The sequence below is a fragment of the Psychrobacter sp. BI730 genome, assembly GCF_013414195.1.
In the GTDB taxonomy this organism is placed as follows: Bacteria; Pseudomonadota; Gammaproteobacteria; order Pseudomonadales; family Moraxellaceae; genus Psychrobacter.
In genome coordinates this window covers 55,676-64,422 of record NZ_JAATTV010000018.1, presented here as the reverse complement: position 1 = coordinate 64,422, position 8,747 = coordinate 55,676, and the positions used below count along the sequence as shown (strand labels likewise).

At 44.6% G+C, this 8,747-nt stretch carries 7 protein-coding genes; 1 reads left to right on the top strand and 6 read right to left on the bottom strand.

The window, feature by feature from the left end; translation table 11 throughout:
- Nucleotides 1-303: 303 nt before the first annotated feature.
- Nucleotides 304-1,281, top strand: a complete 978-nt coding sequence (locus HCZ91_RS12615) for a DUF1853 family protein (RefSeq protein ID WP_179799647.1) — start codon at nt 304-306, stop codon at nt 1,279-1,281.
- 81 nt (nt 1,282-1,362) lie between these two features.
- Here the strand turns inward: HCZ91_RS12615 and HCZ91_RS12610 are convergent, their stop codons facing one another.
- The 6 genes from HCZ91_RS12610 to trpB all read right to left on the bottom strand — a co-directional run bounded on the left by HCZ91_RS12610 (nt 1,363) and on the right by trpB (nt 8,730).
- Complete coding sequence (locus HCZ91_RS12610) at nt 1,363-1,893, bottom strand: DUF2726 domain-containing protein (RefSeq protein ID WP_101204933.1); 531 nt, start codon at nt 1,891-1,893, stop codon at nt 1,363-1,365.
- Between the two features lie 251 nt (nt 1,894-2,144).
- Complete coding sequence (locus HCZ91_RS12605) at nt 2,145-3,350, bottom strand: LysM peptidoglycan-binding domain-containing protein (protein WP_179799646.1); 1,206 nt, start codon at nt 3,348-3,350, stop codon at nt 2,145-2,147.
- Between the two features lie 258 nt (nt 3,351-3,608).
- Nucleotides 3,609-4,976 carry a bifunctional tetrahydrofolate synthase/dihydrofolate synthase gene (gene folC / locus HCZ91_RS12600; RefSeq protein WP_179799645.1) on the bottom strand — a complete coding sequence of 456 codons (1,368 nt, stop codon included), beginning with the start codon at nt 4,974-4,976 and terminating at the stop codon, nt 3,609-3,611.
- 185 nt (nt 4,977-5,161) lie between these two features.
- Nucleotides 5,162-6,106 (bottom strand): acetyl-CoA carboxylase, carboxyltransferase subunit beta, encoded by a 945-nt coding sequence (accD, locus tag HCZ91_RS12595; protein WP_179799648.1) that lies wholly within the window; start codon nt 6,104-6,106, stop codon nt 5,162-5,164.
- 382 nt (nt 6,107-6,488) lie between these two features.
- On the bottom strand, nt 6,489-7,313 hold the full coding sequence (gene trpA, locus HCZ91_RS12590; RefSeq protein ID WP_102091139.1) for a tryptophan synthase subunit alpha: 825 nt from the start codon (nt 7,311-7,313) through the stop codon (nt 6,489-6,491).
- Nucleotides 7,314-7,455: 142 nt separating this feature from the next.
- Entirely contained in the window at nt 7,456-8,730 is a 1,275-nt protein-coding gene (gene trpB / locus HCZ91_RS12585; RefSeq protein WP_057758619.1) for a tryptophan synthase subunit beta, read from the bottom strand.
- Between the last annotated feature and the right edge of the window lie 17 nt (nt 8,731-8,747).

The following is an 8,747-nucleotide window of genomic DNA, read 5'->3' as shown; positions in this document are numbered from 1 at the left end:
ATCGTTTTATGATTATGTTTGATGACCGTATCAGTAAGCATTTAATCTAAATGGCAGTTACACAGAATCTGGGATGGTCTCCAATATCAGCCTAAATGGCAACTCTCTCTACTTAAGGCGGTAGTTAGCATTCTACTATACTACCTGCTATCACCTCCTGATATCAGCATTCACATCCATCACATTCATATCCTGTTTTAACGTAAGAAAGCCTAGCACTGCTCTAGCGGATACTTGTCATCTATAGACTTTTATAGAGCGAGCCGTTAGGGTAAATGCTACACCTTCACACTGGTTTATCCTATGTCCGAGCCTGTCAATCAGCCCACATCTAACTGCCTCATAGATAACGCTCCTTGGGAGCATTACCGCCGACCCTATGTGTGTGATTTGGCTTATGTGTTGGCATGTCCCAATGTTTTGACACAGTGGCTAGACTTTGCACCGCATCAGAATACACATACCGTTGCTGTGCATAGCGCGCAATTTTGGCAGACGCAGTTTGAGGCGTATGAGCAACGATTAACAGAGTTAGACACCACTGCCGCCTATCAAGAGCTGACTCGCTATTTACTCAAACGCCCAAGTCCCAATCGGCTGGGATTTCATTTTGAAGGCTTACTGTCATTTTGGTTAGAGGATGGATTTGCGCGCAAGCTGCATTCGTATGAGACACTGGCTAGCAACGTGCAGCTCTATAATGGTAAGCAGACGACTGGCGAGCTTGATTTAATTTTATATAACCATGCAGAACAGCTGGTTGAACATTGGGAGCTAGCCATTAAGTTTTTTATGGGGTCAGCACCTTTTGAGCCTGTGAACTGGGTTGGAATCAATTCCAATGATAATCTACAGCGTAAAATGACCCATATGCAAACCAAGCAGTTTCGAGCGGTGTGGGTAGATACGGAAAATCATGGACAGGTAAAAATCGATAAGCGTTATGGCGTGATTAAAGGGCGATTCTTTTTACCGATTAACACAACTGATTGTGGTAATGATAATTGGCCCTATTGGCTGACGCCGAGTTTTCCAATACATGAGTGGTGTGATAAAAGAGACATGGCAAGCCTTGCAACGATTGACACTACAGCTTTGCGAGCCGCGCATTATATTGAATGGTTCACCAAGCGCGACTTTTATGATGAGCGAAATGCTTATAATGGTCGCCAGCAGCCGATAGTTTGGGCAGATAGCGAGCTACCTAAGACAGGTTTATATTTTGAAGGTAATCGACCAATCGTTATTTACCCAAGGCAATCAGACCAGATCGATGAATAAATTTAGCTAACCTAAACTTTTAAAATGAAACTGCTTGGATAATGTTTTAGCCTTAACAATCGAACAGCTTTCACAGAATGCTTAATAGCTCTCAATCACTTGCATTAACTCATATCTAAGCATATCGGCACTCGGCATACGCTCAGCATGGAAGCGCACCATCGCAATACCTGCACTGGCAAGCGCCTTATCCTTTTTATCATCCGCTTTTTGGCGGGCTTTGCTACTATGCGTCCAGTCATCAAGCTCGATAGCGACCAATGTAGTCTGAGCATCGACATCCACGATCACATAGTCAACGCTCTGACGGCAGATACGATTGAACCAAAAGCTACGCTCTGATGTCTCGCTACTATTGGCTTCAATGATCCGTGACAGCTGTACTTGGACAAATATGTGATACTCCGGCAGCGCATTTTTTAACTTATTAAAAAATATCACTTCCGTATCGGTCATGATTGGCATCGGCGCAAATGGCCAAATAGCCAACTCATCACCGCGCACAGGTTTTGGATCAGGCTCAACGACAGGACGTTTTGCTAATAGCTTCGGTAACGTAATCAGCCCCAAAAAGCCAACGGCTAATATTAGAAATATAACACCAAACGACATGGTTCTACCTTATACAATATGAGAGTGATGGGCTAATTGTCATTATTGATAGCAATTAATAATGCGCCAACCACGACAAGGCAACCTATATAGGCTGACAGGTTATACAACAACGGATTATAAAAATGGCGCTCATCTTAACTAAGGCGGCGCCAATCAGCAATCTATAAAACAAAAAACACGACAGTATTTGTCGTGTTTTCATATAAAGTAGATAAAAGTCGTATTGAGTCCGCGAGAAACGCTCTAGCTTAACGCCAGTAAAGCACCCAAGCGCTGGTCGTATTTACTTTAGGATCACTATTGATTTTATCTTTTAGTGCCAATGCTGCGACTTTGCCACGTTCAGGCCCAACCACGACACGGACACCGCGACTGGTCGCACTGGTCTTGACTTGATAACCTGCTGCTCGGAACTTTTTCGCTAACTCATCCGCTTTGGCTTGGTCATTTGCTAGAGCCACTTGCACCCCAAAGCTACCCTTAGCATCTGTTTCTTTGACTTCTTTACGCGCTTCGCTCAATTTTTGCTGCGCTTTACGTTTTGCATCGGCAGATTTCTTCGCCAGCGCTTCTTCTTGCTGGCGCTTCTTCTCACGCGCTTGCTCAGCGGCCGCCGCTTCACGCTCTAAACGTTGTACCTGTTTGCTCGATGGAATGGTAATACTTTGACCCAGTTGTAGCGCTGCTGATGGAGATAGGTTGTTGGCTTGAGCCAATACTTCCACAGGCATGTTGTATTGTCTTGCCAGTTTGATCAGTCCATCACCTTTCTTAATCTGGTATTCAGAAGGCGATTTCGGTGGCTCGTTTTTAGCCGCTTCCGCTGCTTCTCTTTTTCTCTCAGCCGCTGCTTGGGCTTCCGCCTGCTTTTTTGCTTCGGCTAGTTTCTCTGCCTCCGCTTGTTTTTTGCTCTCAGCAAGTTTTTTGGCGGCCGCTTGCTCTTTTATAGCAGCTTGCCTTTGGGCTTCTTGTTGCTCTTGAGCCGCTTTTTGCTTCTCGGCTTCGCTAGACTTTGTAGTATCAGTAGTAGACTGACTCTCAGTACGAGGCTGAACGGTCAGATCTGTAGTAACGTCTTTTGTAGCCTCTGTATTGGTAGTTTCATCAGTAGCTGGCGCACTATTATCAACATATTGCTGGCTCTCAGCACGTGCCTTGGCCAATGCTTCTGCTTCAGCAATCTCCTGCTCTGTCAAAAACTCTTTTGCACGTTTTTCTTGCTCTGCGACACGGGCTGCACGTTCTTTTTGCTTTTGCGCAAGGATACGTTTTTCTGTCTCGATATCAGTGGTGAGCGGCTGCGGAGACTCTTGCTCCGAGCTTGATTTGTCAACCATCGCTGACATTGGCTCTGGTTGGTCACTATCGCCAATCTGCTGCACCATGGCATATAGCATCACGCTACCGCCGATAATCATCCCAATGCCCAATAAGGCTTGTCTCGAAAAGTTCATCCGTTTACGTCTCTTAGTTGGTAATAAGGTTGATTGAGCGGTGCAGCGACTATCTCAAAGCAGTATATCCAATCGCTTTAATCATGATCTCTTACCGCCAGTTACTGTCAGTTAATGCCATCAGGGTTCAAAATTTGTGCCGACCATCTTCTACTGGTCTGGCAAATCATTTTGATTATAAAGCATATTTTTCATGCTGTCTGCCATCAGGCTATGACTAAGATTAACATTAAACAGGCACTACTTTAACTTAAATTATCATACGCTAAGGGCACTTAACGCTTCCCCGATCGTATGAAACGAGCCACATACGACGATAAGGTCTTGCGGCTGGCTCGCCTCTATCACTGCATGGGTCGCTGTATGCAAACCTTCAAACTCATATATATTGGTGCTATCGACATATTTAACCAAAACATCTTGCAGCTGCTCAGTAGTCGCGGCACGAGGATAATCAATCTCAGCGATAAACCAGTCACTAATCGGTAAGCCTGCTTGGGTTAAGCGCTGCATAACCTTATCAATATCTTTATCACCTAACATAGAAAATAGCATTTTTATCTTTGGTGTAGGGATATCCGCTGAGCTATTTTGATTACTTTGCTTGGCTACATGCTGCTGCCAAAACGGTAACAGCTGCGCTAGTAAGAACTCAACGCCTTGCTCATTATGCGCGACGTCAAATAACCAATGACGGCTATGACTTTCACGATAATCGAAGCGACCTGCCAGTTTGACAGTTTGTAGTGCTTGCTCAATGGCCTTGATATCAATATCTAATGGACTTGCTAATACTGCTGATAGTGCATTGGCAGTGTTAGTCAACGATAGCGCAGGACGTGGTAACTGCAAGGTAACCGCTGCATTACTGTATTGCCAAGTCGTTGAATCAATATCGCGATAGCTAAAATCTTGTCCAATCTGATAACAAGTTGCCTGCTGAGTACCGATGGATTGTTGCACGCTAGCTGGCATCTCAGTAGCGCCATAAATCAGAGGAATGCCGTTGCGCAAGATACCTGCTTTTTCGCGACCAATATCCTCGACATTGTCACCCAACCAGTCAACGTGATCGATGCCGATATTGGTAATGACTGCCATGTCAGGATCAATAATATTGACCACATCTAGCCGTCCACCCAGTCCCACTTCTAATACCCACACGTCACAATCTGCCTCAGCGAATATCAATAGCGCTGCTAGTGTGGTCATCTCAAAGAACGACAACGTCAAATCACATTGTAAGCGAGCTGCTTCTACTTTGCTAAAAGCCTCAATCAGCGTCTGGTCGCTGACCATCTCGCCATTGATACGCACGCGCTCATTAAATACGCTCAAGTGTGGCGATTGATATAGTGCCGTCTTATAACCTGCGGCTTTACACATTTCGGCGATAACAGCGGTCGTAGAGCCTTTACCATTGGTGCCTGCCACAGTGAAGACATAAGCGTCATCTTTGGCTGACTTTACTACTCCTAGCGCTTCGGCAACAGGCAATACACGCGATAGTCCCATATCTATCGCAGACACATGTATTTGCTGCATATAATTTAGCCATTCGGTCAAGCTGACCAAACCAACGTTGTCGTTAGGGCTACTAGAGTTGGACGCTACAAGATCAGACATGAATAAAACCTATAGGAAATTTAATAAGAAATAGAAATATATGTGTTGGCTAAAACCAAAAATAGCATTTACCGTGCAATGACGATAAATGCTATTAGGGGTCTTGCATATGCAGTAGATGTTAGCACGCGGCTAGGCGTTTATGCACTCAATAATTGACTCATAATACTGAGCCATACATCTTATTAAGCATCTACATTAGGTACGTGGCACAGTTTTGCGAGCAAACGATAGATCGTATCAATCAGTTGATGACGATGCACCACTTCATCTACGACGCCATGCTCTAGTAAGAACTCTGCACGTTGGAACGGCTCTTCTAACGTCTCACGCACGGTCTGCTCGATTACACGCTTACCCGCGAAGCCAATCATCGCTTTTGGTTCTGCCAGATGGATATCACCCAACATCGCTAGTGATGCAGTTACGCCGCCGTACACAGGATTGGTCAATACCACAATATAAGGAATCCCAGCGATTCTTAGACGCTCAATCGCTGCTGCCGTGCGTGCCATTTGCATCAACGATAGCAGGCCTTCTTGCATACGTGCACCGCCAGAAGCAGCAAAGCAAACCAAAGGTACTTTTTGCTCTAGCGCTTTTTCAGCTGCTTGAACGAAACGATCACCAACGACTGAACCCATTGACCCACCCATAAAGCGGAAATCAAAAGCACAGGCGACGATATCAAGGTTACGAAGTTTGCCATACATAGCAACCAACGCCTCAGTCTCACCTGTTTTTTCTTGTGCTTCACTCATACGCGCAGGATATGGCTTACTATCCACAAAGCTCAATGGATCTTTTGCCGTAAATTCTTGTCCTGTCTCGCCGTCTACTTGATCAAGTAACCAGTTCAAGCGCTCACGAGCACTCATCGGTAAATGATGATCACAATGCGGGCACACATAACAGTTAAAAATTAGCGCCGTGTTGGTAATCATCGAATGACAATTACTACACTTAGTTGACGGTTCAGTCTCTACCGCAGACAGTGGTGCAGTCAAATGCTGCTTGATACCTGGGATAGGACGGTTAAACCATGACTGCCTATCCGTATTGCTGTTTGGCACGGCTTTAGCAGTATTGTTATCGGGTTTTGTTATTGTATCAGTCATATTATTTGCCATCATAAAAGGCTTATTGACAAGTTTGCTCATGCGCTTGTCATTGAGAGTTTAATGGTTGTCTAAACAAAGCATCTAATACAGTCATAACATGAGCAGTCATGCGACATACTGATAAATAAATCTCGTATGTCAGTAATTTGATTATGCGCTTGTTGATAGATAATGTATTTGCCAATCAAAATGACGAATAAACCACTGCTATCAGACACCATATAATAGTAATATTAGTTTACACTCGTAAACTAATTTTAGCAAAGTCATTTAGTATTGTCTTCACGTAAAGCATTTGAGTAAAGTCTTTAAGTAAACAATAGCTGCAATTTGACTTTGCCATTTCAAATAACTATTTCTTCAAGTAACAACAATATGAAAGCAATAGCTATTAAGCACTTAAGCTGTCTAACGCTTCACGTAGCTCATCCATTTTTGCCATGATGTTTTGCTGTGCATTTGCAACCGCCGCGGTATCGTTGGCATCAATATCGGCAAAATTCTGTACCAATGCACTACCGACGATAACGCCATCTGCATGAGTACCGATCGCCTTAGCAGAGGCACCGTCACGGATACCAAAGCCGACGCATACTGGCAGGTCTGTTTCTGCTTTGATTGCTTGTACTTGAGTTGCTACATCGTCAGTATCTAGCGTGGCTGAACCAGTCACACCTTTTAGTGATACATAATAAATATAGCCGCCACAATGAGTCAATACTTGCTCACGACGCTCAGGCAACGTCGTTGGCGACAGTAAGAAAATCTCATTCATCGAATGATCAGTTAAATGCTGAGTGAAGCTACCTGCTTCTGCTGGTGGCAAATCTACCATCAATAGACCATCAACGCCTGACTGCTCACATAGCGCCACAAAATTATCATAGCCGATGATTTCAACAGGATTTAGATAGCCCATTAGGATAATTGGCGTTTGCGTATCTGTTTGACGGAACTCTGCGACCATTTTTAGCGCATCACGAGTACTTGTACCTGCTGCTAATGCACGCTCGCCAGCTAAGGCAACGGTTGGACCATCTGCCATTGGGTCAGAGAACGGCAGACCGACTTCGATCATATCGGCGCCGTGTTTCACTAAGTCGTGCAACAGACCTACGGTGGTGGTCGGATTAGGATCGCCTGCCATTACATAAGGAATCAAGGCTTTTTTATTTTGTGATTTTAAGGTTTCAAAGGTACTTTCAATTCTGGTCATAGTGGTCTCTTAATTGTTATAAACTGGCTTGTTCGACCCTTTATCTAATAGTGTATATTGAACAATAAAAGGTCAAACAATTTTTCTTATAAAGAAGAATCTGGTAACTTATAAATTTGATAACTTATAAAGATACTCGTTACTACAACTCAATCCCTTCTGCCTTCATCACTGAATGCAGATCCTTGTCACCGCGTCCTGACATATTAACGATAATCGTCTGATCAGGAGTCATGGTTTTAGCCAGTTTCAATGCATAAGCGACAGCATGAGCAGTTTCAAGCGCAGGGATAATGCCTTCCTTGCGAGTTGCTTCATGGAAGCCTTCCAACGCTTCTTTGTCAGTACAGCCAACATATTCAACGCGCTTCATGTCTTTTAGGAAGCTATGCTCTGGGCCGACACCAGGATAGTCAAGACCCGCTGAGATAGAATGCGTCTCTTGAATCTGACCATCATCATCTGCCATGAGGTAAGTACGGTTACCATGCAGCACGCCGATACGACCAGCAGCCAATGGTGCTGAATGACGACCTGATTCAATACCATCACCTGTTGCCTCGACACCATACATCTTCACTTCAGTATCGTTTAGGAAGTCAAAGAACAAACCAATCGCGTTTGAGCCACCACCGACACACGCAACCAATGCATCAGGCATCTTGCCTGTTTTTTCTAGATGCTGAATGCGCGCTTCTTTACCAATGATTGCTTGGAAGTCACGAACCAATAGCGGATAAGGATGCGGGCCTGCCACAGTACCGATAATGTAATAGGTGCTATCGACATTGGTCACCCAGTCACGCATAGCTTCGTTCATGGCGTCTTTGAGCGTGCGTGAGCCAGAAGTGACTGGCACAACTGTTGCGCCAAGCAAGCGCATACGATAGACGTTCATCTTTTGACGCTCGACATCGTCAGCACCCATATAGACGATACATTCTAGCCCTAAGCGTGCCGCAATGGTTGCCGTCGCTACGCCATGCTGTCCTGCACCAGTCTCAGCGATGATACGTTTTTTACCACACATTTTAGCAAGCAGTGCCTGACCAATGGTGTTATTTACTTTATGCGCGCCTGTATGGTTTAGGTCTTCACGCTTAAAGTAAATTTGCGCACCGCCGATTTCATCGCTCAAACGCTTAGCATGATACAACGGCGTTGGACGACCGACATAATTGACCAAATCGTTATGATACTCTTCCCAGAACGCTGGATCTGCTTTTACTTTGGTATAAAGCGTTTCTAACTCTTCTAGAGCAGCCATTAGCGTCTCAGAGACAAAACGCCCCCCATGTACACCGAAATGACCGCGCGCATCAGGATACTGGTTGAAGTCCTGTACATTTTCAGGATTGGTAAAAGTATTAACCGATTGTGCGGTAGCAGATAAATCTTTGTTCTCGACATGACTCATGATAATTCCTACTGTAA